This is a genomic window from Staphylococcus sp. LCT-H4, assembly GCF_001866145.1.
GTDB classification, from domain to species: Bacteria; Bacillota; Bacilli; order Staphylococcales; family Staphylococcaceae; genus Staphylococcus; species Staphylococcus succinus.
In genome coordinates, this window is record NZ_MODY01000001.1 from 345,300 (window position 1) to 369,923 (window position 24,624).

22 protein-coding genes and 1 pseudogene are annotated in these 24,624 nt (G+C 33.3%); 2 read left to right on the forward strand and 21 right to left on the reverse strand.

Translation table 11 applies throughout. The features are described 5' to 3' along the window. Positions 1-278: 278 nt before the first annotated feature. The 5 genes from BK821_RS01670 to pgsB are packed head-to-tail and all read right to left on the reverse strand — an operon-like array spanning position 279 to position 4,718. Positions 279-1,871 carry a gamma-glutamyltransferase gene (locus tag BK821_RS01670; RefSeq protein WP_046835936.1) on the reverse strand — a complete coding sequence of 531 codons (1,593 nt, stop codon included), beginning with the start codon at positions 1,869-1,871 and terminating at the stop codon, positions 279-281. A 2-nt stretch (positions 1,872-1,873) separates the two neighbouring features. Then, positions 1,874-2,032, reverse strand: coding sequence for a hypothetical protein (locus tag BK821_RS13405; protein ID WP_167693335.1), 159 nt, complete (start codon positions 2,030-2,032; stop codon positions 1,874-1,876). Further along, positions 2,022-3,092 carry a CapA family protein gene (locus tag BK821_RS01675; RefSeq protein ID WP_071331041.1) on the reverse strand — a complete coding sequence of 357 codons (1,071 nt, stop codon included), beginning with the start codon at positions 3,090-3,092 and terminating at the stop codon, positions 2,022-2,024. Before BK821_RS01675 ends, BK821_RS13405 begins: the two co-directional genes overlap by 11 nt. Positions 3,093-3,106: 14 nt before the next feature. Further along, positions 3,107-3,559: a poly-gamma-glutamate biosynthesis protein PgsC gene (gene pgsC / locus BK821_RS13540; RefSeq protein ID WP_046835938.1), complete on the reverse strand. Its 453-nt coding sequence runs from the start codon at positions 3,557-3,559 to the stop codon at positions 3,107-3,109. Position 3,560: 1 nt separating this feature from the next. Then, positions 3,561-4,718, reverse strand: a complete 1,158-nt coding sequence (pgsB, locus tag BK821_RS01680) for a poly-gamma-glutamate synthase PgsB (protein WP_046835939.1) — start codon at positions 4,716-4,718, stop codon at positions 3,561-3,563. A gap of 441 nt (positions 4,719-5,159) precedes the next feature. On the opposite strand from pgsB, the gene BK821_RS01685 reads away from it, so the two are divergent. After that, a complete protein-coding gene (locus tag BK821_RS01685) occupies positions 5,160-5,474 on the forward strand; it encodes a hypothetical protein (protein WP_046835940.1) in 315 nt (104 codons plus the stop codon). Positions 5,475-5,702: 228 nt separating this feature from the next. Here the strand turns inward: BK821_RS01685 and BK821_RS01690 are convergent, their stop codons facing one another. From BK821_RS01690 to nhaC, 13 genes and pseudogenes are all read right to left on the reverse strand, one after another. Continuing rightward, entirely contained in the window at positions 5,703-6,680 is a 978-nt protein-coding gene (locus tag BK821_RS01690; protein WP_071331042.1) for an alpha/beta hydrolase fold domain-containing protein, read from the reverse strand. Positions 6,681-6,767: 87 nt separating this feature from the next. Beyond that, positions 6,768-7,286 carry a GNAT family N-acetyltransferase gene (locus BK821_RS01695; protein ID WP_071331043.1) on the reverse strand — a complete coding sequence of 173 codons (519 nt, stop codon included), beginning with the start codon at positions 7,284-7,286 and terminating at the stop codon, positions 6,768-6,770. A gap of 250 nt (positions 7,287-7,536) precedes the next feature. After that, a pseudogene (locus BK821_RS01700) lies at positions 7,537-7,871 on the reverse strand (thioredoxin family protein). Positions 7,872-8,094: 223 nt separating this feature from the next. After that, a complete protein-coding gene (locus BK821_RS01705) occupies positions 8,095-9,078 on the reverse strand; it encodes a D-cysteine desulfhydrase family protein (protein ID WP_046835944.1) in 984 nt (327 codons plus the stop codon). 14 nt (positions 9,079-9,092) lie between these two features. Further along, positions 9,093-9,614, reverse strand: a complete 522-nt coding sequence (locus BK821_RS01710; RefSeq protein ID WP_046835945.1) for a VOC family protein — start codon at positions 9,612-9,614, stop codon at positions 9,093-9,095. 69 nt (positions 9,615-9,683) lie between these two features. Beyond that, the gene (locus tag BK821_RS01715; protein ID WP_046835946.1) at positions 9,684-10,232 is read right to left on the reverse strand and encodes a GNAT family N-acetyltransferase; all 549 of its coding nucleotides are present in this window, start codon (positions 10,230-10,232) and stop codon (positions 9,684-9,686) included. A gap of 310 nt (positions 10,233-10,542) precedes the next feature. Further along, a complete protein-coding gene (ptsG, locus tag BK821_RS01720) occupies positions 10,543-12,597 on the reverse strand; it encodes a glucose-specific PTS transporter subunit IIBC (protein ID WP_046835947.1) in 2,055 nt (684 codons plus the stop codon). A gap of 237 nt (positions 12,598-12,834) precedes the next feature. Further along, positions 12,835-14,229 carry a YfcC family protein gene (locus BK821_RS01725; protein ID WP_046835948.1) on the reverse strand — a complete coding sequence of 465 codons (1,395 nt, stop codon included), beginning with the start codon at positions 14,227-14,229 and terminating at the stop codon, positions 12,835-12,837. Between the two features lie 233 nt (positions 14,230-14,462). After that, positions 14,463-16,205, reverse strand: a complete 1,743-nt coding sequence (locus BK821_RS01730; protein ID WP_046835949.1) for a pyruvate oxidase — start codon at positions 16,203-16,205, stop codon at positions 14,463-14,465. Positions 16,206-16,284: 79 nt separating this feature from the next. Next, positions 16,285-16,971, reverse strand: coding sequence for an LrgB family protein (locus BK821_RS01735; RefSeq protein WP_046835950.1), 687 nt, complete (start codon positions 16,969-16,971; stop codon positions 16,285-16,287). Continuing rightward, positions 16,972-17,358, reverse strand: a complete 387-nt coding sequence (locus BK821_RS01740; RefSeq protein ID WP_071331044.1) for a CidA/LrgA family protein — start codon at positions 17,356-17,358, stop codon at positions 16,972-16,974. A 259-nt stretch (positions 17,359-17,617) separates the two neighbouring features. After that, on the reverse strand, positions 17,618-18,493 hold the full coding sequence (gene cidR, locus BK821_RS01745; protein ID WP_046835952.1) for a cidABC operon transcriptional activator CidR: 876 nt from the start codon (positions 18,491-18,493) through the stop codon (positions 17,618-17,620). 169 nt (positions 18,494-18,662) lie between these two features. After that, a complete protein-coding gene (gene nhaC / locus BK821_RS01750; RefSeq protein WP_141768353.1) occupies positions 18,663-20,126 on the reverse strand; it encodes a Na+/H+ antiporter NhaC in 1,464 nt (487 codons plus the stop codon). Positions 20,127-20,411: 285 nt separating this feature from the next. Between nhaC and BK821_RS01755 the strand changes: the two genes are divergently transcribed. Continuing rightward, positions 20,412-20,843 carry a CHAP domain-containing protein gene (locus BK821_RS01755; RefSeq protein WP_071331045.1) on the forward strand — a complete coding sequence of 144 codons (432 nt, stop codon included), beginning with the start codon at positions 20,412-20,414 and terminating at the stop codon, positions 20,841-20,843. Positions 20,844-20,928: 85 nt separating this feature from the next. Here the strand turns inward: BK821_RS01755 and BK821_RS01760 are convergent, their stop codons facing one another. The 3 genes from BK821_RS01760 to BK821_RS01770 form a co-directional block, all read right to left on the reverse strand. After that, on the reverse strand, positions 20,929-21,906 hold the full coding sequence (locus BK821_RS01760; RefSeq protein WP_071331046.1) for an SMP-30/gluconolactonase/LRE family protein: 978 nt from the start codon (positions 21,904-21,906) through the stop codon (positions 20,929-20,931). Between the two features lie 245 nt (positions 21,907-22,151). After that, positions 22,152-23,432, reverse strand: coding sequence for a hydroxymethylglutaryl-CoA reductase, degradative (locus tag BK821_RS01765; protein ID WP_071331047.1), 1,281 nt, complete (start codon positions 23,430-23,432; stop codon positions 22,152-22,154). Continuing rightward, a complete protein-coding gene (locus BK821_RS01770) occupies positions 23,432-24,586 on the reverse strand; it encodes a thiolase family protein (RefSeq protein ID WP_046835956.1) in 1,155 nt (384 codons plus the stop codon). Before BK821_RS01770 ends, BK821_RS01765 begins: the two co-directional genes overlap by 1 nt. Positions 24,587-24,624: the final 38 nt, after the last annotated feature.

Genomic DNA, 24,624 nt, shown 5'->3' on the forward strand with positions numbered 1-24,624 from the left:
CTCCCACCAATAGTGTACAAAGTTAATATTTAAGTATAATATTACCAATTTCCAAATTTCTTTTCTAGTTATATCCATATTGCCTCAAGTTAATCATTGTCATACTTATATTATTTTCTATATTATTTGAACTTCAGTTCACATTACCTGAAGTTTACTCTCTAAATGCAAAAAGCCAGTAGACATCCTGCAATAGGATATCCACTTGCTTTTATGTTTTATTTAAGCCTTTCCTTATCGTAGTTTATAGGATATCTAATCATCTTATATCAACTTGATTATCTATTACCTACATCGTGACCAATTTCTACTGTCTTATCATTTCGATTATATAATGCAGCTTGAACACTTCCAAAGTTAGGGTCATTACGTTTCTCTTCAACTTGGAAACCTAAACTCTTGAAAATATCAATATCTTGCTTGTTCGTCGCATTTTCATAGAAAATTTTGCCATAATCATTATAGAAGCGTGGCTTATCAATAGATTCTTGTAGTGTACCGTTACCTCTCAAATAATCTATAAGCACTTCGTTAATCGTGGTTGGTATTTTATTACCACCTGGTGTACCAATGCCCATATAATAATCCGGTCCAACTACTATACTTGGCGCTGTAAATGACCTAGGCTCTTTATGTTTACCAGCATAATTCGGACTCGCAGGGTTCGAAGAAAAGTTTGATAAAGAGTTGTTCATATAAAAGCCCTCTTTCATAAACTTACCTGTTCCAAAGAAGCTAGATAACGTATTTGTAGTGCTTGTTAACTTACCGTCTTTATCAATAACAACGAAATGTGTCGTACTCGTATTATCAACATTTGTCGTATTAAAATTACTATTAAAGTTAATTTCATTCAACTTGCCTAATAAATAGTCTTGCGATAAGTATTCATCATAATCTTCATCCTGACCATTTACGATATCTCTATTTCTGTACATCAGTGCTCTTGATTTCAATATGCCAGTTATGTAATCTAAGCGATTATCTGGGGCAGCTTGATTATCAGTTGCTTCATCAATTTTTAATCCTTGTAGCATTAATGTGCCACCTAATGGATTAGACGCAGAATATACTTTATTATTTAAGTAATCTGTACTCACAGGTTCTTTTTTCTCTGATTTATAACTCTTAAAATCTTTTTCTGTCAATTTATCATCAAGTTGTTTAGAAATACTCTTACCAACTTTGTCATAAAAATAATCAGGACCTTTATCTCTAATCCCTCTTAATGTTTCAGCTAATTCTGGTTGTTTTATAACATCTCCCTCTCTTTTGGTTTGTTTACCATCAAAGAAAGGAGAATCTCTATCAACATCAGAACCATAAAGCTTCAAACTACGTTCTAATTCAGAATCGACTTCAAATCCATCTTCAGCAAGAGGGATAACGTAATTCATAATTTTCTTTTCATCCATCTTTCCTGCTTCTTTATGGGCATCATGCAGACCACGCACAAATCCTGGGGTACCTGTTTGATCTTTATTTTTAAAATTAAAAGAAGATATATCTTTATATTGCCATTGCTTCGGCGCAACATTAGGTTGACCGTCGTAAGATAACATGGCACCACCACCACCTAAACCAGATGAGTGTGGTTCTGTTATAGCAAGCGCATAGGACACACCCATGGAGGCATCAACTGCATTACCACCGTCTTTCAATATTTTTTCGCCCACACGTGTTGCTATGGGGTTATTTGAAGCAACACCGTAATTTTTGTCTGATGTATCTTGATCATGATCAGCAATTTTATTCTCATATAAATCATCTTTATCATAGTTATCTTTTTTGGTTGCCATAAAAAACAGGATAGAAATGATTATAGTTAGGAGTAATATTACGATGAGCGTTTTTCGATTATAAATACTCATAACTAAGCTCCTTTAGACAAATATTGATGATGAGATGATTTAAGTTCATTTAGCTCATATGGATCAAGTCCTTCATTCGCTTTAGCGAATATAATTAATAGAAAAATGACTAATACTACTGCAATGACTGTAATACTTACCCAATGTTCTTTAATGTTCATATATGTACCCTCCATTCTCTTTTTTAAGCTTCACGCTTTTACTTTGAATATTATTTAGCATTTTAATTTCTTCTACTTTATTAGGGCGTGCTTCAGTAATTTTTCCTGCTTGTGATTTAATTGGTGTAACCATAAATTGCGATTGCTTTCCATTCCAATTTTGTTGCACTGCCAATCCTTGTTTATTCTTAGATAGAAATCCTTCTGATGTAACATTACCCAAACTATAAAAGATGCTTGTTCCTTTATATTTCTCTATTTTTTGAACTACTGTGTTATGTCCAATAATTACATCAGCACCAGCATCTGAAAGTGCATGTGCATATTGTCTTTGCCTCGTTGTAACTGCTCGTTCATCGGTAATACCCCAGTCTACGTTGACGACGACATAATCATTATTTTCTTTAAGTTTTTTTATTAAAGGAATAAAAATATTGGGTTCTAAACTTACTGAGGTTGTATTTTTTATTGGATCTGTATAATCGGATTCAACATCAGTAAATGAAACATTAGCGATTTTTTTCCCTTTAACAGTTTGTTGCACTGTTTTACTATTTATCGGGTTAGAACCATTTCCAGTTAAATAATTATAGCCCGCTTGTGCTTCCACAGCTTTGCTAAAATCTCTAGCTGTTATATTATCTGTAACTTGGTTAACAATATTCAAACTTTTAACGTTTAATTCCTTTAAAAACATTACATTCTCTAAGTTATTGTTAATATTCGTTTTTTTATCATTTGAAAAATCGGAAAGTTTTAAACTTGCTGTTGAATAATCACTTCCTTTTAAAATATCTTTAATAGCACCAAATGATTCATTGATATTATTTTTTCGGATATGGTTATTTAACTCCACATTGCCTAAATAAGTCATCCTTATGTCACCTTGACTTTTACTCATAGCTTTAACGGGGACTATCTTTTCTGAGTTCATAGCAAATACTATAAGTACAATAGCTATTATTAGAATGATACTGGTGTATATGGAGTTGCGCTTTTTATGGCGTTTCGTCCATTTTAATACACGCTCATCTATAGAAAATCGTTTAGAATTCTTCATATTTATGCTCCTTACTAATTGATAAAGCTATATAAGAATAAGATGACGTAAGTGATACATGTTAGCAGCATACATGTAGATAAAGTGATAATGACACCTTGTTTTTGTATCGTATTAGCTATGATTCCTGGAATAACAACACCTATACCAGACATTTCAACCATTTCAAACGGGGTTATAGGATAGAGCAAATCGAATACAAATTTTAATACCATACCCGTTAGTATCATTGCTGCAAATTTCCTGCGCCCGTATAAAATTACGAAACGACTGATGCCATGATTTACTATAAAATATGTAATACAACTAATAATTAGCACGGATAATAACATTATTGGTTGGTCAAATATAAGTGCTAAATATCCTGGTACAACTAAACCTGCTGGGCTGATACCAAATTTTTCGGCAAAGATTAAACTGAGCACAATGCCTACAAATAATGAAAAATATAACTCTGAACCTATCATATTATTTGATCCCTTCTATATATTGCGCTATTTGTTTACCTGGACCGTGTATATTACCTACACAGAAAATCAGGGCATTTTCAGATTCCTTGTACAACGCATCTTCAACTTGTTTCATATCTTTACCTTCAAAGTTTAGATATTTTTTGTGTTTCTGACCCTTCATTGCGTCAGTGACCATTTGGGTACTTTTACCAGTACAAATTAAAGTGTCAAATTCAACTTCTGTTATAAAGTTCTCAACAAATTGTCTCGTTCGATCCACTCTGTCATCACGACAATTTAATACGATAACAACTTTTCGATATGGATAGTTGTAACTTTCCACTTTATTTAATATCGCTTTTGTTGACTGAGGTTCATTCGCTGCAAATGCATTTACATAAACGTTTGTAGTTTGATTTGCATTAAAGTATTTAACTTCAACGGCACCTACATCTGGTGGCGCATTGAGCATGCCTCTTAAAGCAGTATCTCGATCAATACCTAATGCTTCTGCTACACCCATAGCAATTGCTACGTTATCTGGGAACACAATGTAACCAAACTTTCTTAAATAAGATTCAGGCACCTCTTCTTTATCTACTACTATAAGTTTTGTTTTACGTCTTTTAGCTACTTTGGCAAAAAAGTCTGTGTAATCATCTTTCATAACTACAAGATGTCCTTTATAAGGAATTGTAGCTGTAAAGGCTTCTGCAACTTCTTTCAATGTAGGACCTAAGACATCCATATGATCTTCCATTACGTTAACAATAACGCCAATGTTTGCTTTAACTAAATCTCTTTGGAAGGTAATTTGATAATCTGGATTAACTGCCATACATTCGTTCACAAGCGCATTACCCTTTTGCTTCACAACCTTGCGAATAATGTCACGTTGTTCTCCGATATTAGCACCTTGTGGTTTCCTATAAACTGGATATTCTCTAGGTGTAAACCAATACAGTAAACGTGCATCAGTACCTGTTGTTTTACCTATTACTCGGTATTTATCTTCACGCAAAATACTATAAATTAATCTCGTTATAGTAGATTTACCTCTAATACCATTAATATTGATGCGTATTGGGATTTTTTCTAATCTGTTAGAATGCCTTTGTTTCTCAACAATGCCCAACCAAAGAATTAACCCTACACATATTATGATCAGTAGCAAATTTTGTCCCTCTTTTCATCAGCGTAGTTAAAGTTTTATGAAATTTTAAGATAGGTCAATCATATGGGGTCATACAATACGTAAAGCTTATGTATTGTTCTCATACTGCTTAATCATTTCCTACCATTCATTACAGATATGCTATCATGCTGTTATTGATTTAGTTTTAACTGTTTAAAGGGGTTGTTAATAATTTGTAAATAAAGATTTACATTTAGTGTAATATTAAACTTAAGACTTTTGAAAACACTTATATGACGGCGTTTTATGGAAATTAAAAAATATCTTTATTTTAATAAAAAAATAAAAATAATAGTTACTACTCTAGCAATAAATTGTAATAAACAAATATGCAAAATTTACTACATCTTTACATGATATTAAAATTTAAATGTTAAGTTATATGTGAAAGTACTAATAGAGCTATTTAGGAGGCAGTTTATGAGTAGACCTGTAAAACTAACCGTTTCAATTTACCTTGTCATTGTATCCGTATTAACTTGTAGCTATTTAATCTTGATTTTAATCGGTAGCATGCAAGGAAATGACATGAAAAATTCGGTTTTAGATACTGATAATTCTAAACGTGTTGAAAACGTGGATCATATCAATAACACTTCTAAACAAACTACAACAGAAACGAATAGCGTGCCTAATGATTCACAATCAAGTTTGATAAAACAAATATCATCTTTTAACTCAATTCAATCTCATACAAGAGCTTTAGATAATCCATCTTCTGAAAACCTTGTATGATTTTTTATTTTTAAGTATCTATAATTACTTTTACATCTAAGTTCTATTCACCTTAATCTTGCTAATGATTTTTATTGTAAACAACGGCTATCTCATTTCAAAAATAAAAGCAACAATAACAAAATAAGCACATCTCAACAAAGGTAGTTGAAATGTGCTTATTTTTTATTTATATACACTTTATAATAGTGTAACCATTTAGAAAACGATATGACTCATCCTATATTATTAGTCTACTTTAATAATCTGCTTTAATTTCAATAGTACTTGTTGACGTTCTGGAATCGGAAACACTTGATAAATGTGAAATAAATTATATCCTGGCAAAAATTCATGCACAATATTTTGTTTATTAAGCAAATCAGATAATTTCACTGCATCTGGATATAATGTTTCTTTTGTGCCTACAGAAATGGTTATATGCCCTAAATCTGTTAAATCACCATTGATGGGTGATATTTTCCAATTATCTAATGGTAGATCTCCTGCCCATAATTTCAAGAAATATTTACTTCCTTCAATACCTAGCATAGGATCAATACGCTCATATTCTTGTGCTTCTGGATTACTAAAAGTTGCATCTAATACGGGGGATAATAGGACAATATGTTGCGGTTGGCTTAATCCTTTGTATTTTAATAACTGTGCAAAGGACAAAGCAATTTGTCCACCTGCTGAATCTCCCATAATGGTTAATTGCTTCCCAGGTTGTATCGTTTCACTTAACTCATCATATATTTCTACTAGCAAATCAAATGTATCTTGATATGTAGCATGAGGTACTTTGGGATAAATAGGCATGATGACTTTAGCACCAAAATGATTCGCCAGCATATCAATATATGCAAAATGGTGGTCTAATGGATTTTGAAACCATGCACCTCCATGTAAATACAAAATAACAGCTTGTTGATTTTGAGATTTATCATTCACAACATATGTAGTTACATTTTGATAAAAAGTCTTTTCTACATTATTTTGAAATTGATACTGTGTTCCTTGATATAAACCTTTTGTATCTTGTTCAACTTCATTTAATGCACGTTGTGCACCTTCTACAGTTAAAAATGCACGTTTCACTCTATTCACTCTTAGCATCATTTCACATAAAAAACTTTTGTAACTACGTTTTTCTTTTATCTTGATGTATAAATATGATGTTGTTAGTAACGCACTTGTTAATGCTATCATTTTCTTTACAACCATAATCTACCTCCTCATGTTATATTCATTTTATATGAGATAGAATAATGATTTCAGCAAAAAACACTTATCTCTAACAATAAACGTAAATTACCATAAATTATCAGATTTTGTTATATTCATTTCATTTAACATCATTGCCATATATAATTCATCATAGAAATGCTCATTCATATAAATAGACTCACGTTTAATACCTTCAATTTTAAATCCTAACTTTTCATAGAATTTTATAGCTGGTGTATTGTAAGTAATCACCGTTAACTCTAAACGTCTTAACCCCTTACGTTGCGCCCATTTAATCGTTTCTTCAAACATTTTAGTCGCCAATCCTTGCTGTTGAAGTTCTTCCACTAATCCTATGCTAATGTAACCAATGTGTTTCAATTTATATAAAGTACTCATATGTACAGACAAATAACCCATGATTTTATTATCTTCTGTTTTGACACTTATATAAAACTGATATCTAAGATGCTCAACTAATTTATCTTTATTGAATGTGCGTTCTTCTGGAAGATAGAGCATATACTGTGCTTCTTGATCTATCTGCTTCATACAGTCATAAAGTGCTTCCGCTTCATTAGGACATATTCTTTCTACGCGCATGATCATCACCTTCATCCAATTGATTAATACCATCATACATTATTATATATAAATAAGATACTTATTATTCAATTTTGCACACTTTTATTTCTAACTACATAAATTGGGTGCGTAAATATCATGTTTATAGCGCAAATTAAAAACGTCTTCTCAAGTTTTCACTCTCAAAGACGTTTATCGTATTATCTCCATATCAATTTCATTTCAAATAAGATTTATTTATCTTTCACATTTATAACTTATGTCTCATTCATGAATAGTCACCATTATAAGTCAACAACTCCAATTGATGCTCAAATTGTTGCATATAAATAAAACGACCTTGTCTATGCATTTCTTTTCCTTTTAAATAGATCAAGTCTACTGGCGCCGTATATATATAGATAACTCACTTGCAATTGCTTCTAAATGACTCTGGTTAATCACACCTAATGCCACTTGCGGGAAATCGTTCACAAGACCTTCGATTTGTGGTAATACTGCCCGACATACACTACACCTATCTCTCATCACATGTATTACAGCAAGATCATGACTTACTATAAAATCATGAAAATCTTCAATCGTAACCAAATCTTGTTTCATTGGTGAACACCACCCTTACTGCGTAAATTGTATTCTATTATGAAACATTGTTCCGTGAAGAATCAAAGGATTCACGCTCAATATCAAACAATATAACGTCAAATACACCTATTATTAACTATACTGTAATGGAGTAATGCTATATAAAACTGACTATTTAATATAAAATAAGCATACATGTAAATCGGTAATATCGCGAATATATTCAATTCTTACTTAGTTATTATACTGCATCTGAAATATCAGGTAATAGTTGTTTTATACGCTCTCTCATTTCTTGAGTATAACCATAAATTCCACCTGTATGAATAAATAAGATTGCTTGTTGGTCATCATAGTTCCCTTGTTTTATTTCTTGAACTAATCCACTAAACGCTTTGCCGGTATATATAGGATCCAAAATAATCCCTTCCGTTTTAGCAATATTAATATAGAATTGTAGTTCTTCATCTGTCGCTTGACCATATCCAAGTCCTACATAGTTATCATTGATATGTAATGTATTAAAAGATAGTATATTTTGATCTAACTGTTTCACAATCTCTTTTACTTTTTGTTCAAAGTCCTCTGTGCTTTGATCTACAGCATACCCTATAATCTTAGTTGCCAAGTTGTTACTTGCATTACCGTACCAAAGTCCTGCATATGTGCCACCAGAACCTACAGCTAAATTAATAGAATCGAATTTAATGCCTAATTCAGCTTCTTGCTCAATAATTTCTTCATAAGCATTAACATAGCCATGCGTGCCAATCCAATCTGATGCGCCTACTGGAATAAGAAATGGTGTCTTTCCTTCTTGCTCAAGCTTGCTATATAATATATTCATCGCTTCTTCTCTAGATTCACTCGGTTTAATGATATGGATATGAGCACCTAACATCGCCTCTAAAAATAAATTACCTTCATATTCCGTATTTGTTCCTCTCAATACAAGATGACATTCTATATTAAATTGCGCGCAAAGTGCAGCGGTTGCTCGTGCATGATTCGAAGTGATTGCCCCAGTAGTAATCACAGTGTCATAACCATGATCTAAGACATATTGTATTGTATACTCTAATTTCCGTACTTTATTTCCAGATATTTCTGTCCCAGTGAAATCATCCCTTTTGATATATATATCTTTACCAAGCGTTTGGCTTAAATGCTCTAACTTATGTATAGGTGTGTTTAAATTGGCAATATTTAATTTACGTTGTAACATCTTTAATTGCTCCTTTATTTTTCAGGTATGAATACTTCAGCTTCACTATCTTCTGGATAATAATAGCCATTCGGTATGGTTTGTAATTCTATCAAACTTCCCCATGGTGCACGTACATATACAGTTTTATTGTCTTTAGTATCTTCATATTTTGTATTTGCATGCGGTTCAGAAATAGGGACACCTCCTGCTAATTTTATACGTTTAAACGCATAATCAAAATTATCTACATAAAATGACAAATGTGTGTAGCCTATATCTTGTAATGATTCTGGATTTCTTTGGTTCGCTTCTTTAAATTCAAACAACTCTATATTAGGCCCATGGTTAAATACCAACATACGCTTTTTTATAATTTTCGCTCCTTTTTCTATTCCTAATACCTGTTCTACAAATCTACCTTCACGTGGAGGATTAGCTGTTGTTTGACTATCATACGCAATTCTCCCACCTAAAGCTTCTTTAAAAAATAAAGTTGCTGCTTCAATATTGGGAACAGTTAAACCAATATGGTTAATTCCTCTAGTCGTGTTCATGAGTTACCACCCTTCTCATATGTTCACTAAATATATGCTTTTTTAATCCTATATAACTTGTGGATGATGTTAAAAATAATCTTTTCTCAATAATATATATCGATTCATATCACGATAGGTCTCGCCATCAAACACGTCCTCAAAATCAGTAGATACAAACGTGAAACCAACTTTTTCTGCAACTTTCTTACTCGCTTTGTTCCTTAAGTCTGCCATAATAATAAGTTTATTTAAGCCCATTACTTCAAAGGAGAAATCACAAATATATTTCACACATGTCGTGATAATAGATTTTCCTGTATATCCTTTGGCAATCCAATAGCCAATCTCAGCTTTTTTATTTTTATTGTCAATTTTATGTAAGTCCACTGTCCCTATTAATTTATCATTATGATAGATTAGAAATAATCTCCCTTTATTCTCAACTTGTTGTTGCATCATCATCTTCAAATATGCACTTTCATCCGCAATTGTCATATCTTCTTTCAAAAAGTCTAAAAACTGTGCTAAATGTGAAAAGTTTTCTTTAATCGTATGGTACAATTCTTCAGCCATATATAACTCTGGTTGTACGAGTTTAACTTGAGGCATAACTTCTATTGATAAATGATATTTCATCGTTTCACCTTCATTTTCTATTCGTCATTGTTAGTCATTATAACCCATCCTATTTATTTTTTCAGAATTTTTCAACAGTTAACCAACAAGATAAGTATATATTTACAAAATAAATTTTCGTTTTTGTTAATTAATACTTCGTTTTTATAAATAAAAGGTATGCATATTCAAGCATTCATAGTTTTATTTTGTTTTCGTTTTTAATCAAAAAAAGTGCACTCTCATATAAATGAAAGTGCACTTTTATTTTTGAATATTGTTATTTATACCTATAAATTCATGACGCTATTGGATATGCTGATTTAAGAATCTACTTAATTGTCATCAACAGTTGTTGTGGTTCTATCATATCTTTACTTTCAATTTTAAGTGTACGATTTTCAATATTTGTAATCACTATAGGTGTTATAATACTTGGCGCATGTGCTTGTACATAGTCTAAGTCAACCTTCATTAATAGTTGTCCTTTTTTAATCGTGTCCCCTGTAGCAACCATACGCTCAAAACCTTTACCTTCTAGCTTAACCGTATCAATTCCAATATGAATTAGTAATTCAAGACCATCTTTAGATTCTAATCCAATTGCATGCTTCGTTGGAAAAATTGTTTTCACTGTACCATCAAATGGTGCAACAATTTCACCATCTTCAGGTATCAGCGCAACGCCATCACCCATCATTTTTTGAGCAAAAACTTCATCAGGTACTTCAGAGAGTGGGACCAACTTGCCTCTACCTGGAGAGCATACTTCTATTTCTGATTGTGATACTACGCCATTGTTGTCTTCAGACTCAGATAATTTCACTACTTTACTATCATCTTCTTCTGTTAATGTTGTCTCACTTGGTCTTGTAATTTCACCATTTATGATCCTCGCCATGTCATGCTTGATTTGATCAGATTTAGGGCCGAAAATTGCTTGCATATTATTTCCAACTTCAAGTACTCCCGAAGCACCGAGCTGTTTCAAAACATCAACTTTCACTTTTGCTTTATCATTAACTTCAACTCTTAATCGTGTTATACAAGCATCAAGGTGTTTAATATTTTCTTTACCACCCATTGCGTGTAATACTTCAAACGGCAATTCGTTCTTTGCGACAGAACTATTTTGCATTTCTTCATCTTCTCTACCAGGCGTTTTGTAATTTAATTTTTTAATTACAAATCTAAAAACAAAGTAATAAATGACAGCATAGACCAGTCCAACTGGTATAACTAGCCACCACGCTGTTCTATTAGGCATGATATTGAGTAATAAGAAATCAATAAATCCACCTGAGAACGTATAGCCTAAATGCACATTGAGTAAATACATAACTAAGAAACCTAAACCGTCTAATACTGCGTGAATAAAGAATAATAATGGAGCAACAAATAAGAATGAGAACTCTAAAGGTTCTGTAATACCTGTAAGGAATGATGTTAAAGCACCGGATAACATCAACCCGCCTACGACTTTTCTATTTGCCTTCTTAGCTGAATGATAAATCGCTAAAGCTGCAGCTGGAAGACCAAACATCATAACTGGGAATTCTCCACCCATAAACTTACCAGCAGTTAATGGTACATTATCACGAATTTGTTCAATAAAGATACGTTGATCACCATGGATGATTTGACCCGCAGCATTTTTAAAGCTACCAAATTCAAACCAAAATGGCGCATGGAAAATATGATGTAATCCAAATGGAATTAATAAACGTTTAATAAATCCAAATAAGAATACTGCTATTCCAGTATTTGAATCGAGTAACCCTTCACTAAATGTATTAAGCCCATCTTGAATGACTGGCCATACCCACGCCATTGGAAAAGCAAGTATAAATGAGCATGTAGCCATCATAATTGGCACAAATCGTTTACCCGCAAAAAAGCCTAAATAACTTGGTAAGGTAATATTATAAAATTTATTATAACACCATGCAGCAAGTGCACCGACGATAATACCACCGAACACACCTGTTTGTAGTGTGGGAATCCCTAAGACATTGGCATAACCACTTGCTGCATCATCAACATTGTCAGGCGTAATTTCTAAAAATGCGCCCATTGTTTTATTCATAACAATAAATCCTACAAATGCAGCAATAGCAGCAACACCATCTCCACTGGCTAACCCTATAGCAACACCTAATGCAAAGATGATTGGTAAATTATCAAAGATAATTCCCCCCGCACCTTCCATCATTTTAGCTACATTTTGAAATCCCTCTACTTTTATAAACGGTAAATAAGATTGCAACGCTTCCCCTTGAAACGCTGTGCCTAAAGCTAGTAACAATCCAGCAGCTGGCAAAATAGCGACTGGTAACATCAATGCTTTACCAATACGTTGAAGCTGTCCAAAAAGTTTTTTAAACATTTAAAAACATCCCTTCTTTAATTTATATCATCAAACTGCATACAAAAAAGGCATGAGCAAACAGACTATTCCCAATAGTCATTATGTTTGCTCATGCCTGCTTTACCAGTAACACGCAATATGATGATTTGTTTTTTTATATTATATACTATTATTTAAAAATAAACAACAACTTATATCGTTCAACACAGTGAAGTATTACTCAAAATATTAGATTTATCTATTGATATGATATCACTAATATCCAACCACTAATGCAATAGACATGGCAATACTACAAATCAATACCCATACTATAATTAATTTCCACGCAAATTTTAACCATTGTGTGTAAGTAATTTTCCCCACTGCCAGTGCCCCCATGAGTATCGCCGACGTGGGAAATAAAATATTACTAATTGCATCACCATATTGAAAGGCCAATACTGTAAGTTGTCGATTAATATTTAATAAGTCTGAAATAGGTACCATTAAAGGCATTGTTGTTAATGCTTGTCCTGAACCAGATGGTATAAAGAAATTCAATAAAAATTGTAAGACAAACATCGACAAGATAACGATAGATGACGGCACATCACCTAACAAAGTTGACATACCATGTACGATTGTATCAATAACCTTGCCATTTTCTAGTATCACAATAATCCCTTTAGCAAATCCAACGATCATCGCACCGAAGAGTATATCTTTCATGCCTTCAATCATTGCATCAAATGTGCCATTTAAACCTAGTCCACCTATTAAACCTGCTAACAATCCAGCCAACAGGAAGTTTGCACTCATTTCATTAAAAGACCATCCATATCTAAATATGCCAAACACGTTTAAAATAATAGCTGCAATGATGAGCGCTAAACCTGTAGCCTGACTTTTCGTAAAACGTGGCATGTCCATCTTCGTTTCTTTCTTTTCTTCGACTTGTTCTAGTTCGTATACTAAACTCTTTGTCATGTCACCTTTAACTTTGTGTGCATAAATCATTACTGTAATAATAGCTGCAGTTAAAATAAACAGATAAATGATTGTTCTTAAACCCCATCCTGAAAACATCGGCAACTCTGCTACAGACTGTGCAACACCAACTGTAAAAGGATTGAGCATACCACCTATAAAACCACTAGCTGCACCTAAAATAATCATTGCAGCACCTGTAAGTGCATCGTAGCCTAATGTCCGTGCAATAATAATACCAATAGGCACAAATATAATGGTTTCTTCTGCTAAGCCAATAGAAAATCCTAATATAGAAAAAATAACCATAGTCAATGGAATCATGAGAAACTTAAATGAACCCAACACTTGCATAGCTTTGTTAACACCATTTTCAAAAGCGCCTGTCTTATGTACAATTCCAAAAGCACCACCAACCAAAAAGATATAAAAGACTATCTCACCACCACTAATTAAGCCTTCAGGTATGGCCCTAAATATGTCGAAAAAGGACACACCTTGTTGTTGAACTTCTTGATATGAACCTGAAACTACAAGTGTTTGTCCTCCTTTTTCCTCACGCGCATACTCCCCTGCTGGAATTATATATGTCAGTAAACTTGCAAATATAATTATAAGTAACAATAATGCATAAGTATGTGGTGTCTTCAAATGAATATTTTTGAACATTGATTTAAACATTAGCAATCTTCCTTTCTTGATAACAGACAACATATTTCCACAATAGCGTTTGATTTATATATAACCTATTTCTATATAAATATGCTTTGATTGCCTGTTCAATAAGGTGCATGCAACGATGACGTGAACAGCTATTTACTATGATTAACGTACTTAAGTTAGATATTCCATAATAAAAAAGCTATCAAACCCTTTATGGTTTGATAGCTTTGTTCATTTCACTTCATCTCATCTTAGAAGAAACGTTTAACCGCTGTTGACATTGGTGGAATCTCATCAAAGTCTAATTTTTTATCTTCAGTAATGGATCTATATGCCCATTTACCGTAGTTAATTGCTTCATCTTTTACAATTTTACCTGGAAGCGGAGCCGCAGTTGGATCAACGTACACATTCACTATTGTTGGTTTATCTTGTGACATAGCTTCTTCTACTACATCATCGATTCTATTAGGATCTTTCAACGTATATCCTATACCACCACAACTTTCAGCAAATTTTGCTAAATCGATATCAGTGAAATCAATGGCATACTCTAATTCACCAGCTGCTTGCTGTTCATATTTAATGAATGATAATTGTTGATTATTTAATACAAATATCGTCATCGGTAAATCATATTGTACAGCTGTCGCAAAATCTTGCATGACCATTTCAAAAGCACCATCTCCAGCAATACCTACGACTTGACGATTTGGATACGCACGTTTTGCAGCGATTGCACCTGGTAAAGCACAACCCATCGTACCTAACCAACTTGATATAATAAATTTGTTGTTCACTGTTAAGTCTAAATAACGTGTTGACCAAACTGTTGATGTCCCTACATCGATAGAAAAGATTGCGTCATCAGTTCTGACTTGATTGATACTATCCATAAGACGTTCTGGACGAATTGGTGAACTTTCGTCAGCTTTATCTTTAGCCATCCATGAATCCCAAGTTGCTTTTCTTTCTAATGTTTTATTCAAGAACTCTCTATTAGATACATGTTTTACAGAGTCTGTTAATTGTTGTAATGCAATTTTACTATCTCCAATAATACCTACATTGACATCGAAACGATGTCCAATGTTTTCTGGGTTTGTATCTATCTGGATTGCTTTAATATTTTTTTTAGGTAAATAATCAACGTATGGATAATTTGTACCTACCATAATTAATAAGTCCGCATCTTGAATTGTTTGATAAGATGTTTTTGTACCGATTTTACCTAAATTACCAATATTATATGGATGTGCATCAGGTAAAATACCTTTAGCCGGCAACGTGATAATTGAAGGAATCTTAGCTGCTTCTATAAATTCACGTACTTCATCTTTAGCTTTTTTGGCACCTGTGCCAATTAAAATAACCGGACGTTTACTTTTATCTATAAGTTTTGTCGCTTTTTTAATACTACGTGGTTTTGGCGCAATTCGAGCTGGAGGCGCAGTATCAACTTTCGTATTTGTTGTATCTTTCACTTTGTTTGTCAATAAGTTGTTAGGCAATATTAAAACTGCTACGCCTTTTTTCTCATAAGCTGTGCGAATCGCTTCATTTACAATACCAAAGATATCTTTATCATTTTCTGAAATTTGGCGATTATAAACCGCAACATCTTCAACCATTTTACTAATATCAGTTTCTTGGAATGCTTTTGTTCCTAATGCTGTACTATCAGTTTGACCAGCTAATATTAACTGTGGCACATTGTCCATTTTTGCATCATACATACCGTTTAATAAATGAACGATACCAGGGCCGCCGATACTCAAAGCTACACCAATTTTCCCAGTTAATTTTGTGTAGCTTGCTGCTGCTAAACTTGCTACTTCTTCATGACGCACATGAACAAATTCAATATTATTTCTTTCTGTTCTCAAACTATCCACGACTGCATCTATAGAATCTCCTGGAATACCATATAAATGATCTATGTCCCAAACTTTTAACGCTCTTACTAATGCATGATTTGCTTTAATTTTTGCCATTATATAAATAGCTCCTTTCAAATTCCCTGTGTTTAAATATATATTTTATTATTAAAAATAATCTTTAACACTGCTACATTTAATATAAAAAGAGGATGAGTATTGGTAGTAGTATTGAACTGAGTACCGCCGTTAAAATCATACCAATTGAACTAAAAGCACCTGATTCTAAATCTATTTCTAGTGCCCGCGCTGTGCCAAACGCGTGTGATGCATTACCATAAGTTAAACCTCTAGCAATCGAAGTCTTAAATCTGCCCAATTTTAACAGGTAAGAACCGACAATACTGCCAATTAAGCCTGTTGCCACGATAAACATAACTGTAATCGTATCTACACCACCAAGCTGATGGGATACTTCAATCCCTACCGCTGCGGTCATAGATCTTGGTAACATTGTTGCAATGACTTCTTTTGAATAACCGAAAGCCTTCAATATGGTATATACGAAGATGAAATTTAACATTACTGCCGCAAATACACTACTAAAAATAATAGCGGAGTGTTCTAATATTTTATGTCGATTTTGATATAAAGGGAATGCTAAACATACAACTGTACAATTTAATAAATAATTAATCCATTTACCACCTATCATATACCCGTTATAATCTACATTAAATAATAGTAATACAACAACAATACCGATAGATGATATTAAGGCTGGATTTAAAAATGGGCTATTATACTTTTTCTGTAATTTCTTTGCTCCTATAAACATGATAAGTGTTAAACCAATCATTAATGCTGCTTGTAAAATCATCATCTAATTTTGTCCATTCCCGTATCGTCGGCCTTTAACCATTTTTTCAGCGATAAATCCTGAAACAAGCGCAACACAGCAAGTTCCTAGAGCAATCATTACGAAGAACAGTATAAAGTTCAAGTTAATTTCAGAAACTACGTCCATGACACCAACAACTGATGGCACAAAGAAAAATACCATAAATGTTAAAAAGAAATTAGAACCTTCACTTACCCATTTAGAAGGAATTATTTTAAATTGAAGTAGCAGGAAAAATAAAATTAATCCAACAATACTTCCTGCGATTGGAATATGCAAAACACTTTGCAAAATATTCCCCACGTATGTGACACCCATTATAATTATTATTTGCAATAAAACTCTAACTACTTTCAGTGATATTTGCAATACTCATCATCCTTTATATTTCAGTACTCTTCGACTGTTTTATTGATTACATACTTCAGTATAAAGCACTAATAATCATAATAAAAATATTGATTTTCAATAGGACACATTACTTTTATCTATGAAAGCGATTTATGTCATTATAATTTATTATGATTACTCAATTAGTGCGTACTAAAAGTCACACGATATACAGTCACCAGTAATAAAAAGAAAGACAACAATCTTAGTATAGCGATTGTTGTCTTTCCTCTTATTATTATAATCTTTTTTTCATAAAATCAATCCACTGCCGCGTTGCATGGCTTAAATATTTATCTTTCTTCCAAATCACGCCAAGTTCCCAACGCATGGCCGGATCATCAAGTTGAATATTTTTAAAACTACTATCTAGCATATTCACAATATTTTCTGGCAATATACTAACCCCAAGGTGGGCATTCAACAGATTTTCTATAAAATTCCACTGAGAAATTTTTGAAATAGTGTTTGGTATAAAGCCAGCATTTTTAGCCGCTTCTATGATTTTATCATTTAAATAAAAATCTTCATTAAATAAAATAAAGTCCTCATCTTTAAGCATACTCATATCTATTTTTTTATATTCAGCTAAACGATGTTCTCTATTTAAGACCAACTTCAAATCTTCTTGATATAAAGGAATAGAGTGGAAAATAGCTTTATCAACAGGTAGTGTAGTGATGCCTATATCTATTTCATCGTTGATTAATTGCGTTTCTATCATTTTCCCACCATTCTCCACTAAATTATAGGTTACATTTGGATATTTTTGATGAAATTCTCCTAGTATATGAATGAATTTATTCATATTCATAACCGCTGATAAACCAATACTAATGTGCCCAGTTTCTAGCCCTAACAAACTGTTTATTTCTTTTGGTAAATCATTATAAAGCGTGAGTATCTCTTTGCATTTTTGAAAGAATACTTTTCCCGCATCGGTCAGTACAAGTTGTCGTTTACTACGATCGAAAAGTGTCATGTTTAACTCTTTTTCTAAATCTTTTATTGCTTTACTAATTGTGGGTTGCGCAATATATAAAGATTTGGAAGCATTTGTCATACCATTTTGGTTTACAACTTCAACAAAGTACTTCATTTGTTTAATATCCATGCACTTTCTCCTTTACTTAAAATATAATTAATATATTACAGTATACGGTTAATATATAATTTTTCAATATGCAATGATTATAAAAAGTGAAGAGAGAACTGTTTTCTCTCTTCATTCTTAACTATACTTGTGTAGTAAAATTCCTGACCTATTCACACTAACACTTATATTATGCCAAAGTCGTTTCTTTAGCTTGTTTCTTGTCATTCTCTTCTATTTCCTCATCGGTAAGTTTTATAATTTTAAAACCTATATATCCAAATATAATAGAAATTATCGGTACTGTATAATTTAATATTGCGTAGGGTGCATATTCAAATACAGACACGCCAAGCGTAGATGCTATAAATACACCACATGTGTTCCAAGGTACAAATACAGATGTTAATGTACCACCGTCTTCTAATGCTCTTGATAAATTCTTAGCATGGAGCTTTTTTTCTTTAAAGGTACTTGCATACATTCTAGAAGGAACGATAATGGATATGTATTGCTCTGAGCAAGTGAAGTTTGTACCAATACAAGATACTATAACAGAAGCAATTAAACTGCCCGTAGACTTGGCAAACTTCAAAATAACTGATATCAATGCTGAAAGCATACCAGAATATTCTAATACACCACCAAAGGTCATTGCTACAAGTGTTAGTGAAATCGTATAGAACATAGATTCTAGACCACCTCGGTTGAATAATTCATCTACGAGTTTATTTCCAGAATCGATGCTATATCCAGTTTGTAAAGCAGTCATCGCTTCAATCAGCGAACCGCCCTGTATAAATATTTGAGCAAAAAAACCTAGTATAATCCCTACACAAATGGCGGGAACTGCTGGTATTTTAACAACCACTAAAGCAATAACAACTAATGGTATCAGCATTAACCATGGCGTAATTACAAAATCATCTTGCATTGTTTTTAAAATTGTATCTATGTTTTTCGTATCAAAATGACTTGCACCAAAACGCTGACCTATAAAGAAAAAGAACACTAGCGTAATAACCAATGCAGGAACCGTCGTATAAAACATATGTTTGATATGCTCAAACAAATCTACACCTGATAAACCTGACGCTAAGTTAGTAGTATCAGATAACGGACTCATCTTATCACCAAAGTACGATCCACATATAACTGCGCCTGCAACCATTCCTGGTGAGATGCCCATACTTATTCCAATTCCCATAGACGCTACACCTACTGTCGCCATCGTAGACCAACTACTGCCTATCGCTAAAGCTACTATGCCACACAATAATACGACTACCATTAAAAAATAGTTTGGATCAATTAATTGTAAACCATAATAAATCATTGTAGCGACAACACCGCTACCGATCCATGATCCAATAATTAAACCTACTAGAATTATGATTACTATGGCAGGTAAAGCATGACGGATACCCTTATACATCATTTCTTCTACTTCGCTAAATGCATAACCATGTAACATCGTAACCATGATTGCTATAGCAGTACCTATCATTAACGGGATATGTGGTTCCTTTTCTAATACTGCAACTGTAAATAACATCGCCACTATCATTACTGACAAAGTAATTAATGCTGATGTTAAGCCAAGATTTCTTTTTACATTCTTTTTACTACCTGTTTTATAATTTTTTCTTTTCAAGATAATGAGCACCCCCTAAGTTATTTACATCATACCTAAAAATGTATGCGCTTTCAATATCGGTTTTTTATCACGCCTATGTTCCTGAAAACTACAATGATGCATATAAAGAAAGTGGTTAGTATATTTGCTCACATAAATTTTTTTAAAATTACCTGTAATGAATTACAAAAATACTACTTATATTTCATTAGTATTAAAATTAGTTGTATTAATTATGTCCAATATTGTATTGAACGTAATTTCAAATTATACTTATATTATTAAAAATGTCTGGAGAAAAGTATGAATTTTAAAAGTCAAATTGGTCGTATCTTCATCGCTACTACGCTTTTATTTACTGGTTCTATCTCGTACCAATCGCTAAACGAGAATAATATTACCAAAGCAGCAGTAAATTACTATGCAAAATATAACTGTACATGGTATGTATTTAAAAAAAGAGCTTCAGTTGGGAAGCCGGTACCAAATGGTTGGGGCAATGCTAAATATTGGTATAGCAATGCTAAAAAAAGTGGTTACCATGTAGGACGAAAGCCTGCCAAAAAAGCTATTATGCAATCAACTGCTGGTACATATGGTCACGTCGCATATGTCAGTTATGTTTATAAAAACGGGAGTATTAAAGTCTCTGAATATAATTACAATCATCCATATGCCTTTGGTACTCGTATACTAAGTAAATCTGCCGCTTCAAATTACCATTATATCTATTGATTATCGTATTTTATTAAACAAAGAGGTTGAGACACGCTTATTCAAGCTATTTATGTCTCACCCTCTTTTTCTAATGCTTAATCAGCTAAACCTGAAATTGATAACTTTTATGCCCTTTAGCAAAGCCTTTCACTGTAAATAACCAAGATCCGCCGCCCATTTCTATATCATTTGCACATATAATAAGTTGATCCGTCCCTGGAATAAATGCAGGGTGGGTTGATCGCAACATATGGCCACTTTCACGCCCAGGAATCAGAATTTGTCCTATTGGATAGCCTTTCTTATTAAATACTAATACTCTTCCTTGGCCATACATGGCCACATATAAATTATCATCACTATCGATACAACAAGAATCTGGACCTTCATGACCTGTAAAATGATATGGAACAGAAGCGCCAAACGGAGCAATCGTCACGCCATCTTCTAATAAGTCAATTCGATGTAATCGATTCGCATTGGTTTCTGTAACCCATAATGTTTTTTCATCAGTACTTAAAGCCACACCATTTGCAACAGCAAGGTTTTGGATGATAGGCGTAATCGTTTGAAAATCTGGAGATACATAGTACACGCCACCTTTAGGATTTGTAGAATAACCTCTAAAGTCAGTAAAATAAAAACCACCTTTACTGTCGAATACTAAATCATCAATACAATAGGCTGTATCTATATCAGATATAATATCCTCTTGCTTTTCCCCATTTGAATCTACCGCAAAAATTCCCCCTGTGTGGTTAAAATCACCTAAATAACAAACAAACAGCCTACCATCTTTATGAATCTTTACTGCGGCTGGATTTTGCTTATTAGATTGAAACAATTTAGTTACCTTTTTCTCTGGTAATGCAACATGAAAAACCGTGCCCCCAAACACTTCGCATAGCTTTAAATGTCCTTCTCTATCAAAGCATAATCCTTCAAGTTGTAAACCTTCATCAGAAATCTTTAACCACTGTTCTGCCATCACTGTTTGGAGATGTGCCTCATGTGATAATATAGGCACAATATTATTTGTATTTTCTTTATATACTAATGCTGGTATCGTGTTATTTTCCATCAATCCTAACCTCCACATATTTAATACACTCATTATATGACACTGGTTTCTCCATTAAAAATAATAGCTTTATTTCCCAGAAAATAAATGAGTTATCATTTCAAAAAAATCTGTATTTTTTACTAACAATTACAAAGAGACCAATCAGATAACACTGATTGGTCTCTAATTAATATATATGTTTTACATAGTCAAAACTAATGTCGTTTTGGCATCACCATAAATAATAAAAACTATTATATCGCTTATTTATTGCTTCTTAACATTTCTAATATTTGTTGTGCTACCGCCGTATTTGCTCTTGGTTGTTGCTTTAGCATATCCGCTACTTGAACGATTTCTTCGCCTTCAGCACCTACCACTATGGCTAATGATTTATACTGTAAACTCATATGTCCTTTTTGAATACCTTCCGATACAAGTGCACGACAAGCTGCAAAATTCTGGGCAAGTCCTACCGCAGCTACAACATGTCCAAGTTCTTGTGCTGATGACACGTTCATTAAATCTAATGAAGCTTTAGCAATCGGTAAGACCTTCGTGCCTCCACCCACCGTAGCTAAAGTCATAGGCACTTCAATGGTTCCAACCAGTGTTTGACGTGTTTGATCATAATGCCATGTAGCTAGTCCACGATATTGACCATCTTTACTTGCATATGCGTGCGCACTAGCTTCTGCGCCACGTGTATCATTCCCAGTGGCTAACACAACTGCATGTATACCATTCATGACACCTTTGTTATGTGTAGCTGCACGATGAATATCAACTTGGGCTAATACAGATGCGCGTTCCATTCGTTTAGCAACTGTCTCTCCATCGTGTCCCCCTTTAGATAATGCCGCAACTGCTACTTCACCTTGAACTTTTACTACAGACGCTGTTGCATGATTAGATAAAATACTCATCAGTATATCGATACCTTCTAATTCATTTTTTAAATAAGACGTAATACCTTCTAATATTGTATTAAGCATATTTGCGCCCATAGCATCTTTAGTATCTACAAAAACTTTTAATGATAACATCCCTTCATTTGGGAATTTATCAATTTCTATACGACGATATCCACCGCCTCTTTCAATAATTGAGGGATAAACTTCATCAGCAATTTTTTTTATTTTAGGTTCAAGATTGTTTATTGTTATCTCTAAAGCTTCAGTATCCTCTACAGCATCGAATACAATTTGACCAATCATTAAACGTTCACTTGTGACTATTTTAAAGCCTCCTGTTTGATTGACAAGCTTTGCGCCATAACTTGCTGCAGCTACAACTGATGGCTCTTCTACCATCATTGGTACCACATATGCTTTTTCATCAACAATCATCTCCGGCACTAATCCAACCGGTAGCGTGCCCTGTCCTATTACATTTTCAATCAAACTATTCGCAACTTCTTCAGAAATCAAAGGATTATTAAGTAATATTTCTTTATTTTCCTTACTCAGCCATCCTTTTTGTTCTAATTGTTGTAATTTTTCAAAACGTGATAAATGACGAAATGACTTATCTAATACTTCCATCATTTATCACCCTTTTCAACATATAGCGCGATACCTAAACCGCCACCTATACAAGCAGTAGCAATACCTGTTTGTTTATCTTCTTGCGATAATGCATGAATTAATGTAGAAACTATTCGTGTGCCACTAGCGCCAATTGGATGACCCAATGCAATAGCACCACCATATATATTTAACTTTTCATCTGGAATGGCTAAATTATTTTTAACTGGAATGCTTTGTGAAGCAAAGGCTTCAGTCATTTCAACAACATCTATATCTGTCATTGTTTTATTAGTTTTATCTAACAACTGTGTAACTGCTTGGTATGGGGCATAACCCATATATTCAGGGTCACAACCAATTTCAGCGTGATCACCTAAATATGCTAAAATTTCATAGCCTTCTTGTTTGGCATACGTAGCATCCATCAAAATAACTGTTGAAGCTCCATCATTAATACTAGACGCGTTCCCACCTGTAACAGTGCCATCTTCTTTAAAAATTGTTTTCAATGTTGCTAACTTATCTACACTACTTGTACCACGAATACCTTCATCTGTTGTCATCAATTCTCCATTTACATCTTCTAGGGGAACAATTTCGTCATTAAACTTACCTGCTTCAGTAGCTTCGTGTGCTTTAAGGTGTGAGTCGTTCGCAAATTGGTCTTGTTGTTCACGTGTCACATTATATGTCTCTGCTATTGTTTCTGCAGTAATCCCCATTGGTACATTTAAAAAAGCATCTGTTAATCCATCGTGCATGAAACTTTGAACAGGTGACGCATCTTCATTTAGAATTAATTTGGGTGCATTTGTCATGCTTTCAACGCCACCAACTGCAACCACCTTAGCTTCCCCTAATTGAATCAACTGTTTACCAAGAATAATAGATTTCAATCCAGAACCACATACTTCATTGATTGTCATTGCAGGTGCTGTATTTGGTATACCAGCATTAATACCTATTTGACGTGCAGGATTTTGTCCGCTTCCACTTTGTAGTACATTCCCATAAATGACTTGGTCTACTACTTGTGGATCAAGATGGATTGCTTTCATAGCTGCTTCTAAAGTCTTTGTACCAAGTTCTACTGCAGAATAATTACTTAATTTCCCTTTATATCTTCCTATCGGTGTGCGCTTAGCACTTACTATCGCTATATTATTCATTATGCATTCTCCTTTATCACTCTTTTAAATTATTGTAT

Excerpts from the sequence above, each read along its gene's own strand:
- BK821_RS01770 (WP_046835956.1), bottom strand. The coding sequence starts at position 24,586 with ATGAATAATATAGCGATAGTAAGTGCTAAGCGCACACCGATAGGAAGA.
- BK821_RS01735 (WP_046835950.1), bottom strand. The coding sequence starts at position 16,971 with ATGATGATTTTACAAGCAGCATTAATGATTGGTTTAACACTTATCATG.
- BK821_RS01685 (WP_046835940.1), top strand. The coding sequence starts at position 5,160 with ATGAGTAGACCTGTAAAACTAACCGTTTCAATTTACCTTGTCATTGTA.
- BK821_RS01725 (WP_046835948.1), bottom strand. The coding sequence starts at position 14,229 with ATGTTTAAATCAATGTTCAAAAATATTCATTTGAAGACACCACATACT.
- cidR (WP_046835952.1), bottom strand. The coding sequence starts at position 18,493 with ATGGATATTAAACAAATGAAGTACTTTGTTGAAGTTGTAAACCAAAAT.
- BK821_RS01755 (WP_071331045.1), top strand. The coding sequence starts at position 20,412 with ATGAATTTTAAAAGTCAAATTGGTCGTATCTTCATCGCTACTACGCTT.
- BK821_RS01670 (WP_046835936.1), bottom strand. The coding sequence starts at position 1,871 with ATGAGTATTTATAATCGAAAAACGCTCATCGTAATATTACTCCTAACT.
- BK821_RS01715 (WP_046835946.1), bottom strand. The coding sequence starts at position 10,232 with ATGAAATATCATTTATCAATAGAAGTTATGCCTCAAGTTAAACTCGTA.
- BK821_RS01690 (WP_071331042.1), bottom strand. The coding sequence starts at position 6,680 with ATGGTTGTAAAGAAAATGATAGCATTAACAAGTGCGTTACTAACAACA.
- pgsC (WP_046835938.1), bottom strand. The coding sequence starts at position 3,559 with ATGATAGGTTCAGAGTTATATTTTTCATTATTTGTAGGCATTGTGCTC.
- BK821_RS01710 (WP_046835945.1), bottom strand. The coding sequence starts at position 9,614 with ATGAACACGACTAGAGGAATTAACCATATTGGTTTAACTGTTCCCAAT.
- BK821_RS01695 (WP_071331043.1), bottom strand. The coding sequence starts at position 7,286 with ATGCGCGTAGAAAGAATATGTCCTAATGAAGCGGAAGCACTTTATGAC.
- BK821_RS01705 (WP_046835944.1), bottom strand. The coding sequence starts at position 9,078 with ATGTTACAACGTAAATTAAATATTGCCAATTTAAACACACCTATACAT.
- BK821_RS01675 (WP_071331041.1), bottom strand. The coding sequence starts at position 3,092 with ATGAAGAATTCTAAACGATTTTCTATAGATGAGCGTGTATTAAAATGG.
- ptsG (WP_046835947.1), bottom strand. The coding sequence starts at position 12,597 with ATGTTTAAAAAACTTTTTGGACAGCTTCAACGTATTGGTAAAGCATTG.
- BK821_RS01730 (WP_046835949.1), bottom strand. The coding sequence starts at position 16,205 with ATGGCAAAAATTAAAGCAAATCATGCATTAGTAAGAGCGTTAAAAGTT.
- BK821_RS01765 (WP_071331047.1), bottom strand. The coding sequence starts at position 23,432 with ATGGAAGTATTAGATAAGTCATTTCGTCATTTATCACGTTTTGAAAAA.
- BK821_RS01760 (WP_071331046.1), bottom strand. The coding sequence starts at position 21,906 with ATGGAAAATAACACGATACCAGCATTAGTATATAAAGAAAATACAAAT.
- BK821_RS13405 (WP_167693335.1), bottom strand. The coding sequence starts at position 2,032 with ATGAACATTAAAGAACATTGGGTAAGTATTACAGTCATTGCAGTAGTA.